The 22,019-nt window shown below is 50.3% G+C and carries 14 protein-coding genes; 13 read left to right on the forward strand and 1 reads right to left on the reverse strand.

Annotation, left to right across the window (positions count from 1 at the left end):
* Nucleotides 1-52 precede the first annotated feature (52 nt).
* Entirely contained in the window at nucleotides 53-1,069 is a 1,017-nt protein-coding gene (locus AB3N00_RS27835; RefSeq protein WP_413037417.1) for a sialidase family protein, read from the forward strand.
* Nucleotides 1,070-1,111: 42 nt separating this feature from the next.
* Here the strand turns inward: AB3N00_RS27835 and AB3N00_RS27840 are convergent, their stop codons facing one another.
* Nucleotides 1,112-2,050, reverse strand: a complete 939-nt coding sequence (locus tag AB3N00_RS27840) for a helix-turn-helix domain-containing protein (protein ID WP_413037418.1) — start codon at nucleotides 2,048-2,050, stop codon at nucleotides 1,112-1,114.
* A 138-nt stretch (nucleotides 2,051-2,188) separates the two neighbouring features.
* On the opposite strand from AB3N00_RS27840, the gene AB3N00_RS27845 reads away from it, so the two are divergent.
* The 12 genes from AB3N00_RS27845 to AB3N00_RS27900 all read left to right on the forward strand — a co-directional run bounded on the left by AB3N00_RS27845 (nucleotide 2,189) and on the right by AB3N00_RS27900 (nucleotide 22,019).
* Nucleotides 2,189-2,905: a copper homeostasis protein CutC gene (locus AB3N00_RS27845; protein ID WP_413037419.1), complete on the forward strand. Its 717-nt coding sequence runs from the start codon at nucleotides 2,189-2,191 to the stop codon at nucleotides 2,903-2,905.
* 14 nt (nucleotides 2,906-2,919) lie between these two features.
* On the forward strand, nucleotides 2,920-4,401 hold the full coding sequence (locus AB3N00_RS27850; protein ID WP_413037420.1) for an alpha-L-fucosidase: 1,482 nt from the start codon (nucleotides 2,920-2,922) through the stop codon (nucleotides 4,399-4,401).
* On the forward strand, nucleotides 4,382-6,139 hold the full coding sequence (locus AB3N00_RS27855; protein ID WP_413037421.1) for a beta-galactosidase: 1,758 nt from the start codon (nucleotides 4,382-4,384) through the stop codon (nucleotides 6,137-6,139). The genes AB3N00_RS27850 and AB3N00_RS27855 overlap by 20 nt, the downstream gene beginning before the upstream one ends.
* A 104-nt stretch (nucleotides 6,140-6,243) precedes the next feature.
* The gene (locus AB3N00_RS27860; RefSeq protein ID WP_413037422.1) at nucleotides 6,244-7,110 is read left to right on the forward strand and encodes a sugar phosphate isomerase/epimerase family protein; all 867 of its coding nucleotides are present in this window, start codon (nucleotides 6,244-6,246) and stop codon (nucleotides 7,108-7,110) included.
* Between the two features lie 254 nt (nucleotides 7,111-7,364).
* Nucleotides 7,365-8,426, forward strand: coding sequence for a Gfo/Idh/MocA family protein (locus tag AB3N00_RS27865; RefSeq protein WP_413037423.1), 1,062 nt, complete (start codon nucleotides 7,365-7,367; stop codon nucleotides 8,424-8,426).
* 350 nt (nucleotides 8,427-8,776) lie between these two features.
* Nucleotides 8,777-10,189, forward strand: a complete 1,413-nt coding sequence (locus AB3N00_RS27870; RefSeq protein ID WP_413037424.1) for an alpha-L-fucosidase — start codon at nucleotides 8,777-8,779, stop codon at nucleotides 10,187-10,189.
* A gap of 313 nt (nucleotides 10,190-10,502) precedes the next feature.
* Nucleotides 10,503-11,480 (forward strand): ABC transporter permease, encoded by a 978-nt coding sequence (locus AB3N00_RS27875; RefSeq protein ID WP_413037425.1) that lies wholly within the window; start codon nucleotides 10,503-10,505, stop codon nucleotides 11,478-11,480.
* A gap of 15 nt (nucleotides 11,481-11,495) precedes the next feature.
* On the forward strand, nucleotides 11,496-12,404 hold the full coding sequence (locus tag AB3N00_RS27880) for a carbohydrate ABC transporter permease (protein WP_095293099.1): 909 nt from the start codon (nucleotides 11,496-11,498) through the stop codon (nucleotides 12,402-12,404).
* A 132-nt stretch (nucleotides 12,405-12,536) separates the two neighbouring features.
* Nucleotides 12,537-14,171: an ABC transporter substrate-binding protein gene (locus AB3N00_RS27885; RefSeq protein ID WP_413037426.1), complete on the forward strand. Its 1,635-nt coding sequence runs from the start codon at nucleotides 12,537-12,539 to the stop codon at nucleotides 14,169-14,171.
* A 171-nt stretch (nucleotides 14,172-14,342) separates the two neighbouring features.
* Nucleotides 14,343-16,556, forward strand: coding sequence for a helix-turn-helix domain-containing protein (locus AB3N00_RS27890; RefSeq protein WP_413037427.1), 2,214 nt, complete (start codon nucleotides 14,343-14,345; stop codon nucleotides 16,554-16,556).
* A gap of 55 nt (nucleotides 16,557-16,611) precedes the next feature.
* Entirely contained in the window at nucleotides 16,612-18,924 is a 2,313-nt protein-coding gene (locus AB3N00_RS27895) for a glycoside hydrolase family 3 N-terminal domain-containing protein (protein ID WP_413037428.1), read from the forward strand.
* Complete coding sequence (locus AB3N00_RS27900; RefSeq protein WP_413037429.1) at nucleotides 18,921-22,019, forward strand: alpha-mannosidase; 3,099 nt, start codon at nucleotides 18,921-18,923, stop codon at nucleotides 22,017-22,019. Before AB3N00_RS27895 ends, AB3N00_RS27900 begins: the two co-directional genes overlap by 4 nt.

Here is a 22,019-nt window from a genome sequence, read left to right on the forward strand (position 1 = left end):
ACGTAGGGAACAGAACAGAAATAACCTGCTATTCCAAAGGAGGACTCCATCGATGAAGATCATTGCCGACAAACAATATATCTTTCAGGAAGGTCAGCCTTTTCAGAGCAGCCATGCTTCCACGGTTGCTGTTTTACCGGATGGAGCTGTGCTGGCTGCTTGGTTTGCAGGCCGGCATGAGAAGGCAAGTGATGTTGCGATCTGGATGGCAAGGCAGGAACAAGGATCATGGTCAGCTCCGCGTAAAGTCGCAGATGAAGAGGGCATCGCTCATTGGAACCCAGTACTGTATGCGCAGGGTGGTTCACTAATGCTGTTTTACAAGGTAGGGCACGAAATAACGGATTGGCATACCCGCATCATTCACTCCGGGGACGGCGGGCATACGTGGTCCGATCCCAAGGAACTGGTGCCTGGAGATATCGGTGGTCGTGGGCCGGTTCGCAACAAGCCTATTCAACTGGAGGATGGAATGATTCTGGCTCCGGCATCCATTGAACGATTGGACCGAGAGGGTTCAGGCAAACAGATCTGGGAGTCTTTTGTCGATATCTCCACCGATCGTGGGGAGACATGGACGAAGAGTGCGCATGTGCCGATGGACCTGTCCACCTATGTTGGGGCGGAGCACTGGTTTGCCAAGGGACTGATTCAGCCCACTCTGTGGTCTTCCGGCGGGAAGTGTGTGCATATGTTTCTGCGCAGTACCGAGGGGGCTGTTTTTCGCAGTGATTCGGATGATGGTGGATGGACATGGTGTGAAGCTTACCGTACAGGACTGCCCAACAATAATAGCGGAATTGATGCCACGTTGATGGAGAATGGCTTGCTTGCGCTTGTCTTCAATCCGGTCAGCGGGTATGCAACGGAGAGTCCTCGAACCCCGCTGGTGATCGCCTTTTCAGCGGATAATGGTCAGACTTGGGGTGATGAGTTTGTGCTGGAAAATATACCGGGGGAATACTCGTATCCGGCGATCGTGGCCAAAGGGAAGGAACTGTATGTCACCTATACGTGGAAGAGGGAGCGGATTGCGTTCTGGAAGCTGACCGTTAACCCATTACGATGAATAAGGACCGCGAAGGCACTAATGATGCGCTTTGTCGGTCCTTTATGTCATGGGGCGTGGACGGAACTGATTCGGTGAGAGTCCGGTACCACGCCGAAATTGTCTGGAAAAGTGACTGACGGAGTGATAACCGAGCTCATCCGCGATGTCCTCAATCGTTTTATTGGTACTGACAAGCAGTTGTTTTGCATGTTTAAGCTTCTTTTCCGTGACATACTGCCGAGGGGAAATGCCGTATATTTCTTTAAATATTTTGGTGCACTGGCTGCGGCTCAGATTCAGTTCTTCAGCCATTTGCGTGATGGAACCTTCGCTAGAGATCATGGTCTGCAGCAGCTCTTCGATTCGGTGAGCGGTATCCGCCTTATGCATGGTAGCTTCCGGTATGACATCCGGAATGTGCTCTGCTTCCTCAGATTGCAGCAGGATTATTTCCTGAATAATCAGGAGAATGTAGGCTTGCAAAGCCATCTTTTGAACCGAGGTCAAGGTTAGTCTGGTTGCAGAGTCTTTCTGGGGCACGGCAGAATTCGAAGACAAACTGTGCTTCATCTCGAGTTCAATCCTTGCCACATAAGCAGGCAGTTCAGTGGAAGCTGCTTGGTTGTGGGGAATAAGCCGATATTCACGCTGGCTCAGCGTTCTTCGCATCTCAGAATCATCAATATCGAAGTGAATATTGAAAAAGGAAAAACGCGAATGATCAATAGGTTCAATTTTGCCTATAGATTCGTTGGCACAAGCACAAGCATTCTCCATCAGGTGTCTGGCGCCTGCCCGGATGAATAACCAGTCTCCCGGACCCAGCAGAATTTCATCCGTGCCGATCTGCAGTCTGCCCTCTCCGGATTGGCAGTATAGGACTTCATATAAATGGTGATGGTGCTTCGGATAGACCCAGCCGGGTGATTTCCTGCCAAAATGACATCCTGTAATCTGCAGTGTGCTCGTCATATTTGGAAAAACCACATCCGTATCCATGGGATCACCGCCTCATTATTGTTGTAACAGATTATACCATCCGGCCAGTGAGCACAAAAGGTCAAAAAGCAGGACGTTTTGTGAATGGTGAGATGTCTTGGGGACTTATATATTGGAAGAAACGAAGGGAGCCGCCATATGAAAAGACAGCCCATATTGGAAGTGATCGCTATGGATGCGGCAGATGCCAGGGCAGCTGAGCAGGGTGGGGCAGATCGGATTGAGCTGGTTTCAGCCATGTCTGAAGGAGGACTTACGCCCAGCTTAGGTGTTATTGAGCAAGTGGTGTCCCGAGTCTCCATTCCGGTGTATGTCATGATCCGTCCTCATAGCCGCTCGTTCCGCTATAGCGCTGAAGACATTGGCGCCATGGCCCGGGATGTGCATGTGGCGAGAGAACTTGGAGCCTCCGGCATCGTGATCGGTGCCCTGACGGAAGAGGGGGAAGTCGATCTGTTATCCTTGCAAGCTTGTACAGTCGAAGCTCAGGGGCTAGGTGTTACATTTCATCGTGCCATTGATGCTAGCGCAAGCCTGACACGGGCGCTTAAGTCCATCAGCACAGTAGGCTCGGTAGAGCGCGTACTGACATCCGGAGGAAAACGGACAGCGCCTGAAGCCATGCCCGAATTGAAACAACTTCAGGAACTGGGGCAAGAGATGGAGGTAACGGTTATGGCAGGCTCAGGGGTAACCATAGACCGGATTCAAACCTTGGTAAGGCAAACAGGTATTGCAGAAATACATATGGGATCAGGCGTGAGACATGAGAGCAGCTTCCAGCATCCCATTAATCCCCGATTGGTCGCAGAAGCCAAGCGGCAGTTGTTAAGTGCAATTCAATCCAACGAATGACGGGAGTGTTACCCATGAATCATGGACTGCAAACAGCTGATTGGATCAAGGCTGCAGCGCAGGTCACACCATCCGAGCGCCAGCTGAAGTGGCAGGAGATGGAGTTTTATGCATTTATTCATTATACGGTGAATACATTCACGGATCGCGAATGGGGGACCGGCGAAGAAGATCCGGCCATCTTCAATCCTTCGGAGCTGAGCGCGGAGCAATGGGTGCAGGCATGCAAATTCGCTGGAATGAAAGGACTAATCTTAACCTGCAAGCATCATGACGGGTTTTGTTTGTGGCCAAGCAAGGTCACGAAGCATACCGTCGCAGCCAGCCCATGGAGAAATGGCACAGGTGATCTGGTAAAAGAAGTGGTCGAAGCCTGCCGTAAGGGCGGATTGAAGTTCGGAATATATCTGTCCCCTTGGGATCGCCATGAAGCATCGTACGGGGATTCGGAGAGGTATAACGAATTTTTCCTCCATCAGCTCCGTGAGCTGCTCACGAATTATGGCGACATCTTCTGTGTATGGTTTGACGGGGCATGCGGCGAAGGTCCGAATGGCAAAAGGCAGGTCTACGACTGGACAGCTTACTATGCTCTCATTCGTGAACTCCAGCCGGAAGCTGTGATCTCGGTATGTGGCCCGGATGTCCGCTGGTGTGGTAATGAGGCGGGGCATACGCGAGACTCGGAATGGAGCGTTGTGCCGGCGCATATGCAGGATAATGAGAAGATCCAGGAGCAATCTCAGCAGGTGGATGATGGAGAATTTGCCCGAAGGATCAATACGCAGGACAGGGATTTGGGAAGCAGAGAGGTCATCCGTACCCAAGGCGATCCATTGATCTGGTATCCTGCCGAGGTCAATACATCGATCCGTCCGGGATGGTTCTATCATCCGAGTGAAGATAATCAAGTCAAAACGCTGGAAGAGCTGCTTACCATCTATTACGGCGCAGTGGGGGGGAATGCCAGCTTTCTACTCAACCTGCCGCCGGACACGCGTGGTCTCATTCACGAACAGGATGTGAAACGGCTGCAGGAGTTGGGAGATGTCCTGCGCACCACATTTGAGGATAACCTGGCGTTGCAGGCGTTGGCTAAAGCATCAGAGACGATGGACGAACAACATGCAGTATCGGAAATGCTGACTGAACAGCGAGATACGTATTGGTGTCCTCATGAAGGAACAGAACAGGCGTGGATTGAGATTGATTTACAGGCGGAAAAGACGTTTGACCGGGTGGTGCTGATGGAGCATATCCAGACAGGTCAACGGATTGAGCGCTTTACACTGGAAGTTTGTAGTGACGATGGCGTCTGGAATGAGGTCTACACTGGAACGGTTGTGGGATATAAGCGAATCTGTTGTTTTACGAAGGTCGCATCAAGAAAAATTCGGCTGACCATTCATGAATCACGATGGTGTCCTACGTTATCTGGACTGGGCATATATCTGAGCGAGCGGGGAGGGACGCAGTATGGCGGTTCTGACGTATAAAGGATCACAATTCATTTATGATAACGAGCCCATTCAAATTTATTCAGGAGCCATTCATTACTTCAGGGTGGTCCCTGAATATTGGGAAGATCGACTGCTGAAGTTGAAAGCTTGTGGCTTGAATACAGTGGAAACGTATGTGCCGTGGAATTTCCATGAACCGCAGCCGGGGCAGTATCGTTTTGAGGGTATGGCCGATCTGGAACGTTTTATTCAAATTGCAGGAGATGTGGGTCTATATGTGATTGTTCGCCCGAGTCCTTACATATGTGCCGAGTGGGAGTTCGGAGGATTGCCTTCCTGGCTGCTCGCGGATGATGAAATTCGCCTTCGATGTCATGATGCGAAGTTTCTGGCGAATGTGGATCGTTATTATGATGTACTTTTGCCCAAATTGAAACCGCTCCTTAGCACCTATGGCGGGCCAATTATTGCGATGCAGATTGAAAACGAGTACGGCAGCTTCGGGAACGATGCTGATTATTTGAAATACTTGCGTGATGGCATGGTGCGACGCGGCATGGATGTGCTGCTGTTCACCTCGGACGGACCGACAGACCCTATGCTGCAGGCCGGATCGGTACCGGGGCATCTGGCTACAGTCAATTTTGGATCAGGGACAGAGGGTGCCTTCGCCAAGCTGCGTGAATATCAGCCAGATGAGCCTTTGATGTGCATGGAATACTGGAACGGCTGGTTCGACCACTGGGGAGAGTCACACCATACCAGGGAAGCTGCAGATGTAGCTAGTGTGTTTGAAGAGATGATTCAAGCAGGAGCTTCGGTCAACTTCTATATGTTTCATGGCGGAACGAATTTTGGATTTTATAACGGGGCGAACTGTCAGCAAAAGGATCAATATGAACCTACCATTACAAGTTACGACTACGACTCGCTGCTCAGTGAGTCCGGGGAGCCGACAGCGAAATTCCATGCCGTGCGTGAGCTCATTGCTCGTTATAGCGACAGGGAACTGGGAGACCTTGTACTGCCTGAACCGAAGGGCAACATCGCTTATGGGCGAGTGGAGTTGACGGAACAGGCTGGACTGCTGAGACAGTTGGGCCGGTTATCCGTTCCGATTCAACGGACCAATCCGGAACCAATGGAGAAGCTCGGTCAGGATTATGGCTTTATTTGTTATCAAACCCGGATATCCGGCCCGAGGGAGCGGCAGGAGCTGGTGGTTCAGGAGGTGCGTGACCGTGCACTGGTGTTTGTTGATGGACAGATTCAGGGCGTTCTGGAGCGCGGAAATAAAGCATTGTCGGTATCGTTCGAAGTGCCTGCAGAGGGTGCGGACATATCGATCCTTGTTGAAAATATGGGGCGAATCAATTATGGCCCGTACCTGAGAGATCCGAAGGGGATTACGGAGGGGGTGCGGCATGGCTTTCAATTTTTGTTCGATTGGACGATTCATTGTCTGCCGCTGACGGATCTGTCAGGCTTGCAATTCAGCAGTGCATCTTCTGAAGGACAGGGGCCAGCCTTTTATCGGGGGAGCTTTCAAGTAGGTGAAGTGAAGGATACCTTTCTGCGTCTGGACAGCTGGACCAAGGGTGTTGTTTATGTAAACGGGTTCAATCTGGGGCGCTACTGGGATCAAGGACCGCAAAAAACGTTGTATGTGCCTGCTCCGCTTCTGCGCCAAGGTGAAAATGAAATCATTTTATTCGAGCTTCATAAGACGACCGATCAGGCAGTAACGTTTGTAGATACACCGGATCTGGGCTAGGAAAGGGAAAATAGCATAGCAAACGATTATTGAGAATTGTCGTGTCCGCCGGAAAAAGGTATACGTTGGGTATGGACATCGACTACAGGAGAGGATGAGGAAAAATGAAAGTTGGACTCAGCACCTACAGTCTGCAACAGGCACTTGATCGCAAAGAGCTGAGCGTGCCGGATGCCATTCGATTTATTGCCGATCAGGGCGGGGAACATGTGGAGATTGTACCGATGGGATTCAGTCTGATCGACAATCGGGAGATGATTGATGAAATTAAAAATACGGCAGAAGAAGTTGGGATCGACATTTCCAATTATGCCATCGGTGCAAACTTTGTTGTTCAGGAAGACGCCGAAGCGCTGGAACAAGAGATTCAGAATGTGATGCGACATGTGGATGTGGCTGCCGCACTGGGTGTTAAGCTGATGCGTCATGACGTGGCATTCCGTCCTGCAGAAGAGGGGACTGTAGCGCAGTTTGAAACGGATCTGCCGGTTTTGGTGAAGGCCTGTCAGCGGATTGCCGATTATGCAGCAGGCTTCGGAATCACAACGAGTGTGGAGAACCATGGTTATTATGTGCAGTCCAGCGAACGAATTCAGCGTTTGCTGCATGAAACGGCACGGGAAAACTTCAAAACCACGCTGGATGTCGGCAACTTCCTCTGTGTGGATGAAGATCCGGTGAGTGCCGTAAAAAATAACATCCCATACGCGTCAATCGTGCATGCCAAGGATTTCTATTGGAGATCTTCCTATCGAAATCCTGGCGAAGGCTGGTTCCAAACCTCGCACGGCAATTACCTGCGCGGTGCAATCGTGGGCCATGGTGATATCGACATGCCTGAGGTGTTCCGTGTGCTGAAGCAATCCGGGTATGACGGATATATCTCCGTTGAATTTGAAGGCATGGAAAATTGCAAAACCGCCTCGCGTATTGCAATGGATAACGTCCGCCGCCTATGGGAAGAGGCATAGTGCTGAGTACTTGTTTTAAATGAAGGTATGAATTACACAGAGCAACGGAGAGGGCAGAAAAAAACCTGAAGAAGCGAAGCTACAAGCTTTCTGCAAGAAAGCTACTTCGTAAGCATTAACTCGCCTTTATCCCAGGATTCGCACCTTTATAGAAAGTGGATTGAGGAATCCGGGGATAACAGCGATCGGAAGGTTGTTCTGCCAGCGTAGTGGTAGAGTGTCAATAATCATTTATTTATGGAGGGATCAGCACAATGTCCAAATTGAAAGTCGCCGTCATCGGTGCCGGATCAATATCCGATTGCCATTTGCAAGCCTATGCCAGCAATCCTGAAGTTGAAATATACGCCATATGCGACCTGAATGAAGCACGTGCCACAGAAGTGGCAAAGCAATATGATGCACCTCACGTATTTACCGACTACAAGGAACTGCTCGCACTGCCCGAGATCCATTCCGTCAGCATCTGCACATGGAATGACTCCCATGCGGAGATCAGCATTGCCGCACTGGACGCAGGCAAAAACGTATTGTGTGAGAAACCGCTTTGCCAAACGGTAGAGGATGCACTCGAAGTGGAGAAAGCTGTTCATCGCAGTGGCAAGCTGCTGCAGGTTGGTTTTGTGCGCCGCTATAGCAACAATGCACAAATTCTGAAGAAGTTTATTGATGCGGGTGAGCTGGGTGAGATCTATTACGCCAAAGCGTCCAGCCTGCGTCGCCTCGGAAACCCGGGCGGCTGGTTCTCGGATATCAATCGTTCGGGCGGCGGTCCGCTGATTGATATTGGCGTACATGTCATTGATATTTGCTGGTATCTGATGGGCAGACCGAAGGTGAAATCTGTCTCTGCAAACGTGTCCAATCGACTTGGGAATCGTGCCAATATCAAAAATCTGTCATTCTACAAGGCCGCAGACTATGACGCAGAACAGAACACGGTCGAGGATATGGCAAATGCCCTGATTCGTTTCGAGAACGGTGCGAGTCTACTCGTGGACGTCAGCTTCACGCTTCATGCGAAAGCGGATGAAACCTCGGTCAAACTATATGGTGACAAAGGCGGTGCCGAGCTGGAACCGGAAATCTCGATCATTGGCGAGAAATTCAATACTATTTTGAACATGACCCCACAGGTGGATTTCAAATCATTCGATTTCATGGGTTCGTTCCGCAATGAAATTAACCACTTTATCGACAGTACGCAGGGCCGCAAAGAAACGCTTAGCCCGGTAGAGGACGGCGTCGAAGTGATGAAAATGCTCTGTGCCATCTACGAGTCAGCACGTGAGGGACGCGAAATTTCACTGTTATAGTGGCTCCGTGATCGGAAGAAGAGATCACATTCAAAGTAGCCAGGGTTCATCATGCCTGTGTTGTCGAACTAACGTCTATGCAAACGGAGAGTGTAAAAACTAAAGGAACGAAATGACGAGACTTAATATGTCTTTCTTAGTTGAACTAAACCGTTACACGTTAACGGAGAGGGCAGAACCAATCTGAAGAAGCGAAGCGCTCGCGTTTATCCCCAGATTTTCCCTTTGGAAAAAGGGAGTCAAAAAAATCTGGGGATAACAGCGATCGGAAGATGGTTCTGACCGCGCAGTGGCCCAGTGTAAAGCTACTTATTCAGCTTATGACATCTAATCCAAAGGAGATGAACGGGATGAGCGAAACCAAAGACGTGGTGCTGGAACAGGAAGAACAGGTCGTCGAAGCCGGGGTACACAATTTTAGCAAAGAGGATGAATGGGTCAAGCCGGAAGATCCGCTGCTCCTTGAGCGGCTGGAGTGGTTCAAGGACCAGAAGCTGGGGCTGATGATGCACTGGGGGCCGTATTCCCAACTTGGCCTCGTGGAGTCCTGGGCGCTGAGCGATGAGGACGGCGATTGGTCGCGCGATGACATTGACTGGACGGACGACATGGAGCATTTCAAGCGGGAATATTTTGATCTGAACAAAACCTTTAATCCGATTCGCTTCCAGCCCGAGGAATGGGCACAGATGGCGGCAGACAACGGCTTCAAATATTTTCTGTTTACCACCAAGCACCACGATGGTTTCTGCATGTGGGATACCCATACGACAGATTATCGCATCACGGGCAAGGACACGCCTTTTCATACCCATAAATATGCGGACATCTGTAGAGTGTTATTTGACGCTTTTCGGGCCAAAGGACTTGGCATCTCGGCGTATTTTTCCAAAGCGGACTGGCATACCTCGTATTACTGGGCACCGGGCATGGAGCGTGGACGTCATATGTGGCGCGGGCCATCGTATGATCCCCACAAGTATCCGTGGCTGTGGGAGAAATTCGTGGAGTTCACACATGAACAGATCATGGAACTGCTGACGAACTACGGCCGGATTGAATGTCTATGGCTGGATGCAGGCTGGGTGCGTGAGGGTCGTCACGGCCAGGATATCAGGCTTGGAGAAGTCGTGGAGCGAGCGCGTCAGACCACACAGCCATGGCTCCTGTCAGCAGATCGTACGGTAGGTGGACCATATGAGAATATCGTCACTCCCGAGCAGACCATCCCGGAACATCCGATGAACATCCCTTGGGAGAGCTGTATCACGGTGGGCAATTCCTTTGCTTTCGGATTCGATGATCAGTATAAATCGGGAAGACAGCTGGCGCATATTTTACTGGAAGTGGTATCCAAGGGCGGCAATCTGGCGCTGAATGTTGGACCGCAGCCGGATGGTCGTCTTCCAAAAGGTGCAGTAAGGGGCATCAAGGCACTTGGTGAATGGCTCGCTGCCCACGGAGAGGGGATCTATGGAACCCGGATATGCGGACCTTACTTTACAAAGGATTGGGCCTTTACGCAGAAGGAAGATATCAACACTGTGTATGCCTTCCGTTTGTATAGAAACGAGAACGAAGCAGTACAACCACAAGTCATCATTCCCTATTTGGAAAAGGTAGAGCGCGTCGAACTTGTTGGCTCCAATGACGTAATTTCGTATCAGCAGACAGAGAATGGACTTGTTGTCGATCTTCCGCCATCTGCTGTTTCTGGCACAACACCAATCACGCATACGTTCAAATTGTTAACAAGCGGGTAGAACGGCATGTGAATTCCGGGGGAGCAATCAGGGCCTCCGGGATTTTTAATTTAAACATATGGAGGTGGGATTCCTGATAATAAGGGCACGTAAACGCTTGTGCCGCAAGGGTTTATAGAATATGGAGAGGTGGGAGAAAATTACGAATTGATAAGAAAACAAGGTTCCATGTACTATCGAATTAAGAAAGCGCTACCTGACACTATTACTAACACAGTTAGCGCGACGACATCAATATGAGCGAAAAAAAGGATGTTTAAGAGAAGTGAATGTAATGTATTATTACACTTGAGGTGTAGAAGGAGTGACGCAAATGAGTCGAGCTACGGAAAGCATACCCGCCAACCTGGAACTCCAGCAAAGGAATTATGTGGAGCCCAAAAGGCAGCATCCATTCATCAAAAGCCTCAAGAAGCATTGGGAGCTCTATCTGCTCGTTCTGCCCCCCGTGTTGTATCTGTTGATCTTCAAGTACATCCCCATGGTCGGAGTCCAGATCGCTTTTAAGGATTTTAGTGTAGTCAAAGGAATCTGGGGAAGTCCGTGGGTCGGATTCAAACACTTCGAGGCATTCTTCGAGTCCCCCAACTTCTGGCTCCTGATCAAAAACACGATCGGCATCAGTTTCTACTCTCTGATTGCCGGATTCCCCATTCCGATCCTGCTTGCGCTGGCGCTGAATGAGATCCGAACGGGTTACTTTAAGAAGACCGTGCAGATGGTCACCTACGCTCCGCATTTTATTTCCACGGTCGTGATGGTGTCCATTATCATTTTGATGCTCTCCCCGCATGTGGGTGTGGTAGACAAGCTGTTTACATTGCTCGGCTTCCCGATGACCAACTTCATGGGCATTCCGGAATACTTCAAATCGATCTATGTCTGGTCGGGTGTGTGGCAGGGCATGGGATATTCATCCATCATATATATTGCGGCCCTTGCTGGTGTTGATCCATCGCTGTATGAAGCGGCAAAGATGGACGGTGCTTCAAGGCTTCGGAAAATTTGGCACATCGACCTTCCAACGCTCGTCCCGGTCACCGTCATCATGCTGATTCTGAGTTTGGGCAGCATTATGGGTGTCGGCTTTGAAAAAATATATCTGATGCAGAATCCGCTCAACACAAGCGCTTCGGAGGTCATCTCCACGTATGTGTACAAGGTGGGTCTGATCGGTGCGAATTTCAGCTTTTCCTCGGCGGTCGGATTGTTCAACTCGATTATCAACCTGATCCTGCTGGTCATCGTCAACGGCATTTCCCGCAAAGTATCCCAGAACAGCTTGTGGTAAAGGAGGAGCTCATCCATGTTCAATCTGTTTAATCGTAACCGGATCAAGGATCCGCTCGGTGACCGCATCTTCATGACTCTCAACTATATCTTTCTGTTCGCCATACTGCTAACGGTATTTTACCCCCTCTTGTATATCATCAGTTCGTCATTCAGCTCTTCACGAGCCGTTACATCCGGCCAGGTTTGGCTGTTCCCGGTAGACTTTAACATCAAGGCGTACATCTCCATTTTCAAAAGCCAGCAGCTCATGCTCGGTTTTTATAACACAATCATTTATACCGTTGTAGGAACATTTATCAATGTGGCGCTTACCGTCATGCTGGCCTACCCGTTGTCACGCAAATCGTTCTACGGAAGAGGAGCCATTATCATTTTCATGATGATTACGATGTTCTTCGATGGCGGTCTGATTCCAACCTACCTCTTGATGAAGGACCTTCACCTGCTGGATACACGCTGGGCCATGTGGCTGCCAGGAGCGCTCGCGGTGTTCCAGGTTATCGTGGCGAGAACCTTCTTCCAGTCTTCTATTCCGGAAGAGCTCGGAGAGGCTGCGGAAATGGATGGTTGCCGGGATATACGGTATTTGATCAGCGTGGTTCTTCCGTTATCGAAGCCCATTCTGGCGGTCATGACGCTCATGTATGCCGTAGGTCACTGGAATGCATACTTTGACGCACTGATCTATCTGCGTTCCGAGAAGTTATTCCCCCTGCAGTACGTACTTCGCAATCTGCTCATCTTGAACGCAGCTGATCCGGCGATGCTCGCCAATACCAGCCAACAAATGCGGGATCAAGGGTTTGAGCAGGTGTTGAAATATGCATTGATCGTTGTCGCAAGTATTCCGATTCTGATCATGTACCCGTTTGTACAGAAGCATTTTGTCAAAGGGGTCATGGTTGGTTCCCTCAAAGGATAATCCATAGGAATGATGCCCGGCTAGCCTCTTGAAAGGAGGTGGAAGGAACACGCCGGCTTCCGGGATCGGTTTTAAACGAGTGCAGTAAATGAGTTGTATGCCAGCCGTTTTGAACAAAAAGGAGGAGTCAGATTGAGAAAATCTTGGATTTCGATGTTGTTTCTGGTCTTTGCTTCGATGGCTTTGTTGTCCGCATGTGGTTCCGAAGAATCGGGCGCAGGTAGCGATGGTAGCGGCGAGAGCGGTGGCCCTGTAACGATGACCTTCTTTGCCCCGCAAGGCAAAGCTCCCATGGAAGAGAATGAGTTCACCAAATTTATCGAAGACAAGTTCGACGTTACCCTGAAATGGGATCTGGCCCCAACAGACGCATTACAGGACCGCAGACAGTTGCTGCTGGCCAGTGGTGATTATCCCGAAGTGTTCCTTCACGGCAAGTTCACCACCTCAGACCTTCAAAACTATGGGAAACAAGGCGTGTTCCTTCCGCTGCAGGATCTGATCCAGGAGTATGGCCCGAATCTGACCAAGATCATGGAAGAGAAGCCATATTTCAAGGAAGCCATTACGGCTCCGGACGGCAACATTTATGCCCTGCCGATCTTCAATGAATGTTACCACTGTACGTATGCACAGAAATACTGGATCAACACGGAATGGCTCGATAATCTGGGTCTGAAAATGCCAACGACGACAGATGAACTCTACACTGTACTGAAGGCGTTCAAAGAGCAGGACCCCAACGGCAACGGCAAAGCCGATGAGATTCCACTTACGGGTGCACCGAACAAGTACGTATGGAATGGCAACATTGATGCCTACCTGATGAACAGCTTTATTTACAATGACAATGACAAATACCTGATCGTGAACGATAGCAAGGTTGATTTTGCAGCGAACAAGGAGGAGTGGAAGAAAGGGCTGGAGTACATGCACAAGCTGTATGCGGAAGGTCTGATTGATCCGGCTTCCTTCACGCAGAACGATCAGGCGATTGGACAGCTGGGGAATAAGGAAGGCGATGAAGTGGTTGGCTCCATTACAACGGCGCTGGTCAGCTATCTCGTGAACACTTATGACAAAGAGATTACTCGTCACCAGCACTGGGAGATTGTTCCTCCATTGAAAGGGCCGGACGGTGTGCAGACGACAGGCGCTACACAGAGCGTAGGTGAGTTTGAGTTTGCCATTACCAACAAAGCGACAGAAGCACAGCAGATTGCTGCCATTAAAATTGTGGATTACATGTTTAGTGAAGAAGGTGCACTGTACGCGGAGTACGGTCCAACAGAGGGTAAGGGATGGAAAAAGGCTGATGCAGATGAGAAAAACATCAATGGCGAGCCTGCCAAATACAGCTACTACAACCTGCCTGAGCGTGACCCGAATGTTATCGTTAACGAAAGCTGGTCCCAAATCGGAGCACATGACTTGTCCAATACGTTCCGCAACCTGTTCGCAGAAGGTCAGAATCCGCTAGAGGCAGAGGGTTACGGTACTCGTCTGGCTCAAGCGACCAATGTGTATGAACCTTACGCACCAAAAGAAGTGTATCCGGCGAACGTATTTATCCGTCCGGAGGATACGGAATCGGCTGCACAACTCACCACTGCCATTAAGGATTATGTGCAGACCAATATGGCGCAGTTTATTATCGGCAGCAAGAGCATTGATAAGGAATGGGATTCATATGTCAAAGGCTTCGATGGTCTGGGACTCAGTAATTATCTTGAGATCTACCAGCGTGCAATTGAGAAGGATCAATAATAGTTGAGGAATGCAAGATCGAGACTGTCCCGATGTCACCCGTGACCGGGACAGTCTTATCCTTTGACAACCCCACTTCCTCCGATATCATACAGATTATTTATAGAAAGTTAACGACCAGAGCGAGTGGTTGTCGTCACACGTATAAACAGTGGTGGGGGGACCTTGGGGATGAACAACAATTGGTTTAGACGTTTGCTGCTATCGTATCTGCCCGTTTTCTTTATTGTAACTACAATTCTATTCATTATCTTCTTCCAGATTTTCAACGAACAGAACCGCAAAGAAGCGCTAAAGGCCAATGAATTTTTGGCTTCGCAAGTGACGCAATATTTGGATAATTCGCTGCGTTCCATTGACTTCAAGGTGCTGCGCGAGATTTTAACCAATTCCAATCTGAAAAATTATTACGCGGTAACCGGAAGCGATGATGTATATGCCGGAATCCAGGCCATCCAGGTTATTGACGAATTGAAAATAGAATATCCGCTGATCGATTCCATTTATATGGTCCGGTACAAGGATGACAAGGTGTTCAGCAACGGCAAGCCCGTACCTATTGAAGAATTTCCGGATGCAGCATTTATTGAAGACAGCCGGGCTGCAGAAACGCAGAAATGGGTTGGTGGGAGAACCTTTAAGGCCTTTCCTACAGAGGAAGGGAAACAGGTAATTACGCTGATCCGCGGGGTTGGCAATGGGAGCGGCCTAATTGTGGTCAACGTTGATCTGCAAACGCTGCAAAAGTCCATCATGCAGATGTATGATCCCGAATTCACTTTCGTCAACATATTCAATCGCTCGGGTGGCAATTTGTGGGATGGTGGCATGGCAGAAGAGCCCGCAGCAAAGGCCTCTTCCGGTGAAGTCTTCTCCGAATTTACATCCAGCTACAGCGGGTGGAAGGTGCAGACGGGTCTGAACAACGGCAAAGTCGTCAAATTTGCCCTGAAGTTCTACAATATCTGGTTTGTGTTCGCGGTGGCTGTTGTTCTGATTGGGGTCGCATGGGTGATCTATGTAACTCGCAGAAATTATAAGCCGATTCAGCAGATTGTCACGTTAATCGAAACCGTTGCTTCACAGAAACAGCCAGGCATAACTTATGCCAAGGAGAACGAGTTCCGTTTCATTCAGACAACGCTGGAACAGATGATTGACCAGACGAAGCAGTATCAGGAGGAGTACGAAGAGAATCTGATTTTGAAGAAAAAATACTTCTTTCAGGAGCTGTTGGAAGGAACGAAGGAATTCACTGATGATGAGCTCGCAGCCGAGATGAACAAGTTCAACCTCCCGCGTTTGGATGACAGATGGACTGTAATGGTCGTGGAGATTGATCGCTATTCCCGCTTTATCGAAGAATACCATGTGCAGGACCAGTCTCTTCTGAAATTTGTATTATCCAGCATCCTGCAGGAGAGCGCCCGCAAGGAAGATACCGAGGTCTGGGCCGAGTGGATCTCGGACCATCGCCTGTATGCCATCTTATGGTTGCCGGAGACGACACAGCCGGAGGAAAGCGAGCGCAGACTGTTGTCCGGTTACCTGGATCAGGTTGAGCAGTATCTGAACTTCACGGTGACCATTGGAATTGGGCGGGTGGCCGTCGATCTGCGCGGCCTCAGGGCTTCCTTCAAGGAAGCAATCCGTGCGCTGGATTACAAAGCCGTATTGGGTTTGAACCGAATCATTCCGTGTGGGGATGTACCAAGTTCAACCAATGACGTGTATGAGTTTCTAAGGACGATATCCCTGTTAGTGCAGGCGATGCGGCTGTCTGATGACGATTGGGAAAAGCATTTTGACAGGCTGTTTGAACAGATTCATGCTTCGGTGTTGTCCCGTCAGGAAATCTTGAACACGATCCAGCTGCTGTTCCAACATGTGAACCGTGAATTTGCAGAGCTGCCGCGTGAGTACCACGAGCTGTGGGCCGAGGTCATGGGTCATCTGCTTCGCAATCTTGAAGATTGGGAGACGGCTGAAGATCTGCAGGAATTGTGCCGAGACGGGTTCCGAAAACTTGCCGAGCAGCTGCAGACGCTGCGTTGTACCAAGAAACACCGGACACATATTCTGGAGATTCGCAAGTATATCGAGGAGAATTATAACAATCCCGATCTGTCGCTGAATTATCTAAGTGATCTGTTCGATATTAACCCGAAATATTTAAGCAAGCTTTTCAAGGATGAGATTGGTGAGAAGTTTGTGGACCTGCTGATTAGCCAGCGAATTGAGAAGGCCAAGCAATTGATGCAGGAGACGGACAAGGCCATTCAGGAGATAAGTGAAGAAGTGGGATACACGAATTACAATTCATTCAACCGAGCCTTCAAGAACGTGGTGGGTGTAGCGCCGAGTGATTACCGAAAGGCAATTTGATACCAAGTGGAAAAACAGCAGCAAACCAAGCCAAATGCATAAGGAGAATGTGCACATGGATTATAGAGATGCTTCGTTATCTGTCCCCGAACGGGTACAGAATTTACTTGAGCAGATGACTACTGAGGAGAAAATCGGTCAACTGATCCAGCCGATGGGCTGGAAAACGTACCGGAAAGAATCAGATGGCACCGTGCAGGTTACGGAGGAATTCAAAGAAAATATCGCGCAGGGTGGCGTTGGTTCTCTCTACGGTGTCCTTCGTGCCGATCCGTGGACCGAAGTTACGCTGGAGACAGGGTTAACCCCAAGGCAGGGGGCGGCGGCCACCAATGAAATTCAGCGCTATGCGATTGAAAATTCGCGTCTGGGCATCCCGATTTTGTTTGGGGAGGAGTGCTCGCATGGCCATATGGCAATCGGGGCCACGGTATTTCCGGTACCGCTGACCGTAGGGAGCACATGGAACACGGAATTGTACCGCAAGATGTGTGAAGCAATTGCTGTGGAGACCCGCAGCCAAGGCGGGGCAGCAACCTATTCACCCGTGCTGGATGTAGTGCGTGACCCGAGATGGGGACGGACCGAAGAATGTTTTGCGGAAGATCCATATCTGATTGGCGAACTGGCCGTGGAAGCGATCAGGGGTTTACAGGGAGACCGGCTTGATTCTGACCGGACAATTATCGCAACGCTGAAGCATTTTGCGGCTTATGGAAGTTCCGAAGGCGGACGCAATGCGGCTCCGGTACACATGGGCCTGCGGGAGCTGCATGAAGTGGATCTGCTGCCTTTCAAAAAAGCGGTGGAAGCCGGGGCCTGCTCTGTCATGACGGCGTACAACGAAATTGATGGCGTGCCCTGCACGTCCAGTACGTATCTGCTGAATGATCTCTTGCGAGAACAATGGGGCTTCGAAGGTTTTGTCATTACCGACTTTGGTGCCATTCAGATGCTGGTCAGCGGACACAATACAGCCGAGAACGGGGAGCAGGCTGTAGCTCAATCCCTTCAAGCGGGTGTGGACATGGAGATGTCCGGATTCATGTACCGTAAACATCTGGCGCAGGCGCTGGAGCAAGGATTGATTCGTAATCAGGACCTAGACACAGCCGTATGGCGGATTCTGGAGATGAAGTTTAGATTGGGACTGTTCGAGCAGCCCTTTGTTGATCCGGACTTCGCAGAGCGGGTGATTGGGTGTGAAGAGCATGTGGAGCTGGCCAGAAAGGCGGCCCAGGAAGGGATTGTTTTGCTCAAAAATGAGAAGGACCTCCTTCCGCTAAGCAAGACGAATGTGAAGATCGCTGTACTTGGCCCGAATGCCAATCATACGTATAACCAGCTGGGAGACTACACCTCTCCACAACCGAGTGGACAGATCGTTACGGTGTTGGACGGCATACGCCGAAAGTTTGGTGCAGATGCGGACCACGTATTATATGCGCCTGGCTGCCGGATCAAAGGCGATTCCAGGGAGGGCTTTGCCCAAGCCCTCGCTTGTGCTGAACAGGCCGACGTGATTGTCATGGTCATGGGCGGATCGAGCGCACGCGACTTTGGAGAAGGTGCGATTGACCTGCGGACAGGTGCATCGGTTGTTACGGATGATCCGTGGAATGATATGGAATGCGGAGAGGGCATCGATCGTTCATCGCTAGATCTCATGGGTGTCCAGCTGGAACTGGTCCAGGAGGTTCATAAGCTGGGCAAACCCGTGGTTGTCGTGTACATTAACGGGCGGCCGATTGCAGAGCCATGGATCGATGAGCATGTCCATGCCATTTTGGAGGCTTGGTACCCGGGACAAGAAGGCGGCAATGCGGTTGCAGACATTTTGTTCGGGGAAGTCAATCCATCCGGGCGTCTGACGATCTCCATTCCCAAGCATGTGGGCCAGCTCCCTGTGGTTTACAATGCCAGACGTACCCGGGGCAAGAGATATCTGGAGATGGATCTGGAGCCGCAGTATCCGTTTGGTTTTGGACTCAGCTATACCGAATTCGAATATGATCATGTAAGGGTTGTTCCTGAAGTCATCCAGCCGGAGGGAGAGGCTGTGGTTCAGGTGGAAGTCACGAATACCGGAACGGTCGCCGGAGCTGAAGTTGTGCAATTCTATATAAGGGACGAAGCAGCTTCCGTCACCCGACCCGAAATATCTCTTAAGGGTTTTCGCAAGATTTATTTGGAGCCTGGAGAGACCCAAACCGTCACATTTCCCGTAAATTCGGAGCATTTGCAACTCATGAACTCCCGTCATCAGTGGGTGGTGGAGCCAGGCAAGTTTCGCTTGATGGTTGGTCGCAACTCCAGGGAATGGAGTGCATGCAGTTTACAAGTGCAGAGTGAGGTGGGGCAAGCATGATTCGTATTGGGCGTTTTATAAAGGATATGGCTGAGCAGCAATGGTTAGAGAAGGTGGAGCTGCCAGAATGGCAGATGCAGAAGGCCAAATATATACGGCCTGGAGAATACCGGTTGGAGCAGGAAGAAGCCTCTGCCCAATCTGTGAATCCCCTTCACAGCACACACGGAACAACTTATTTCATGAGTAAGCTTCTTCAGATCCCGAGCGATTGGGAGGATCATGCGATTGGACTGACCTTTGAAGCTGGTGGTGAAGGACTGCTAAAGGTGAACGGCAAGCCGTATCACGGACTGGATCGCAATCATTGGCTGGTGCCACTCCCCAAGAGCCGGGTCGGAGCATCACCGCTGCTGGAGATTGAACTGTATGACCCCATTCCGGAACCACATGACCCACTGAATCGCCAAGCAGTCATTCAGCCGCCGATCCGTGGGATACGTGCAGCCCTGGTACATATTAATCGTCCCTTGCAAAGCCTGATGTACAGCGTTACGGTGCTTGCGGAATCGCTAAAGGCACTGCCGGAGAAAGACTTGAAGCGTAATCGGCTGGTTCGTGCCATCCATCAGGTTATGGATGAGATGTACAATGAGCCTAAGCGTTGGGTTGAGGGAGCGTGGGTACAGCGCTTCGAGCAGTCGCTTGCACAATCCGTACAGGAACAGGACCCGGAAGAACAACGGGATGGTTTCATGCATCTTGTCGGACAGTCACATATTGATATTGCCTGGCTCTGGCCTGTACGCGAAACGGTGCGCAAGTCCAGCCGTACCTTCTCCACAATGTGTACCTTGATGGACGAATACCCGGGGTTTGTATATTCACAGAGCCAGCCGCAGCTATATGCCTTCGTAAAGGAGCATTATCCGGATCTCTATGAACGGATCAAGGCTCGTATTGCCGAAGGTCGATGGGAGCTCGTCGGTGGCATGTGGGTAGAGCCTGATCTGAACATTCCGAGTGGTGAGTCTCTGGTGAGGCAAATTTTGTATGGACAGAATTTCTATCAGGAGGAGTTTGGCAAACGCTCAAGCATCGAGTGGCTGCCGGATACGTTCGGCTACTGTGCTTCCCTGCCACAGATGCTGCAGCTCGCCAATATTCCGTATTTCATGACCACCAAGCTCAATTGGAACGACACGAACGCGTTTCCGTACGACCTGTTCGACTGGGTAGGCATTGATGGCACCTCGGTGCTGGCGTATCTCAACCATGGGGTGAATGAACATACGCGGCCCAAGGATGTGGATGAACACTGGCAATCCTATAAACAGAAGGATCTTCATCCGGAGCAAATGCTGCTCTATGGACATGGAGATGGTGGGGGCGGGGTTACGCATGAGATGGTCGAGTTCGCGGAGCGGGCCCAGTTCATGGTTGGGCAGCCGATCAGTACATTCAGTACAGCGCAGGCCTTTTTCGAAGGAATTTCAACCAACAATCCGACACTGCCGAAATGGCATGGCGACTTGTATCTGGAGCTGCATCGTGGAACGTATACGACTCATGCCCGAAATAAACGAAGCAATCGCAAGGCAGAGGTATTGTATCGGGACGCTGAGATTTGGGGGCAGTTTGCCGGGGCTCAGGCAGATTGGGTGAAGAGCACCCTGGATGAGGGTTGGAAGCTGATTATGCTTAACCAGTTTCATGATATTATCCCTGGTACGTCCATCCCGGAAGCATATGTCACGTCCACGGAAGAGTACACGAAGGTATTTGAACTGGGGACATCGGCTTTGGACAATACCCTCGGCCACCTTGCGGAGCGCATTGCAACAGAAGGATCAGACGGTGTGCCGTATATCCTTTTCAACAGTCTGGGCTGGGAGCGCGAAGAAGTGGTGACCATTAGCGGTGGAGCTGAGCTAAGTGGTTTGGCGGCGTTTGATCAGCAGGGGAACCGTCTGGATTGTGATCTGGTGCAAAAGGAAGACGTACTGATTCTGTCTGTTGCTATTCCTTCCATTCCGGCTTTTGGTTACACCACGATATGGCTTCGTTCAGACACGAATTCTGTTCCGGCTGTGTTAATGGATGAGACTTTCTCTTCCGTATGGGAAACGGAATTCTATAGGGTTGAATTTAATGAATCGGGCGAGATCACAAGGTGGTATGACAAATCGGTGCAGCGGGATTGGCTGAAGCCGGGGGACAAGGCGAATGAGCTGCAATTTTTCCATGACAAACCAACTTACTGGGATGCCTGGGATATTGATCCCCGGTTCGAATCTCAGCTTGCAGGCAAGGTGCAACTGATCTCGAGAGAGATCGTACAGCGAGGAGCGACCAAGGATGTACTGCGGTTTCACTGGAAGCTGAACGATTCGGACATCAGCCAGGATATCGTGTTTTATCGTTACCAGCGACGGGTCGATTTCCAGACGAAGGTCAATTGGAAGGAAAGTCATAAGCTGCTGAAAGTTGCCTTTCCGGTGGATCTGGTAGCTGCTAAAGCAACGTATGAAATCCCTTTTGGTGCGCTGGAACGGCCGACACATAACAACACGAGCTGGGAACAGGCACAGTTTGAGGTTTGCGGGCATCGCTGGGCAGATGTCTCCGAAGGGAATAGCGGCGTAAGCCTGCTGAATGATTGCAAGTATGGATACGACATCAAGGATCAGACGATTCGCCTGTCCCTGCTGCGTGCTCCGAAGTGGCCGGACGAACATGCTGATCAGGGAGAGCATGAATTTACGTATTCATTATTGCCCCATGAGGGGGATTGGCGGACAGCTGGGGTCGTTCGTCGGGCGATGGAGCTGAATCATCCGGTACAGACTGTTGCAGCAGGGCGACATGCGGGCGTATTACCTGCTGAACATGCCTGGATTGAGTACCAGAGCGAGCATGTCATTTTGGATACGGTTAAGGCTTCAGAAGATGGCTCGGGAACGGTACTTCGTTTCTATGAATCGTCAGGAGGTCGGGAGACGGTGCGGGTTCAGTGGAGAGATGAGCATGTGAAGGCATCCATGATCAATCTGCTAGAGGACGAAATCGAACAACTGGCTTCTCAGGATGGCACATTCGAACTGACGTTTAAACCATATGAGATTAAATCGGTGAAGCTTGTATGCGTAAATTGA

The sequence above is a fragment of the Paenibacillus xylanilyticus genome, from assembly GCF_047246825.1.
In the GTDB taxonomy this organism is placed as follows: domain Bacteria; phylum Bacillota; class Bacilli; order Paenibacillales; family Paenibacillaceae; genus Paenibacillus; species Paenibacillus xylanilyticus_B.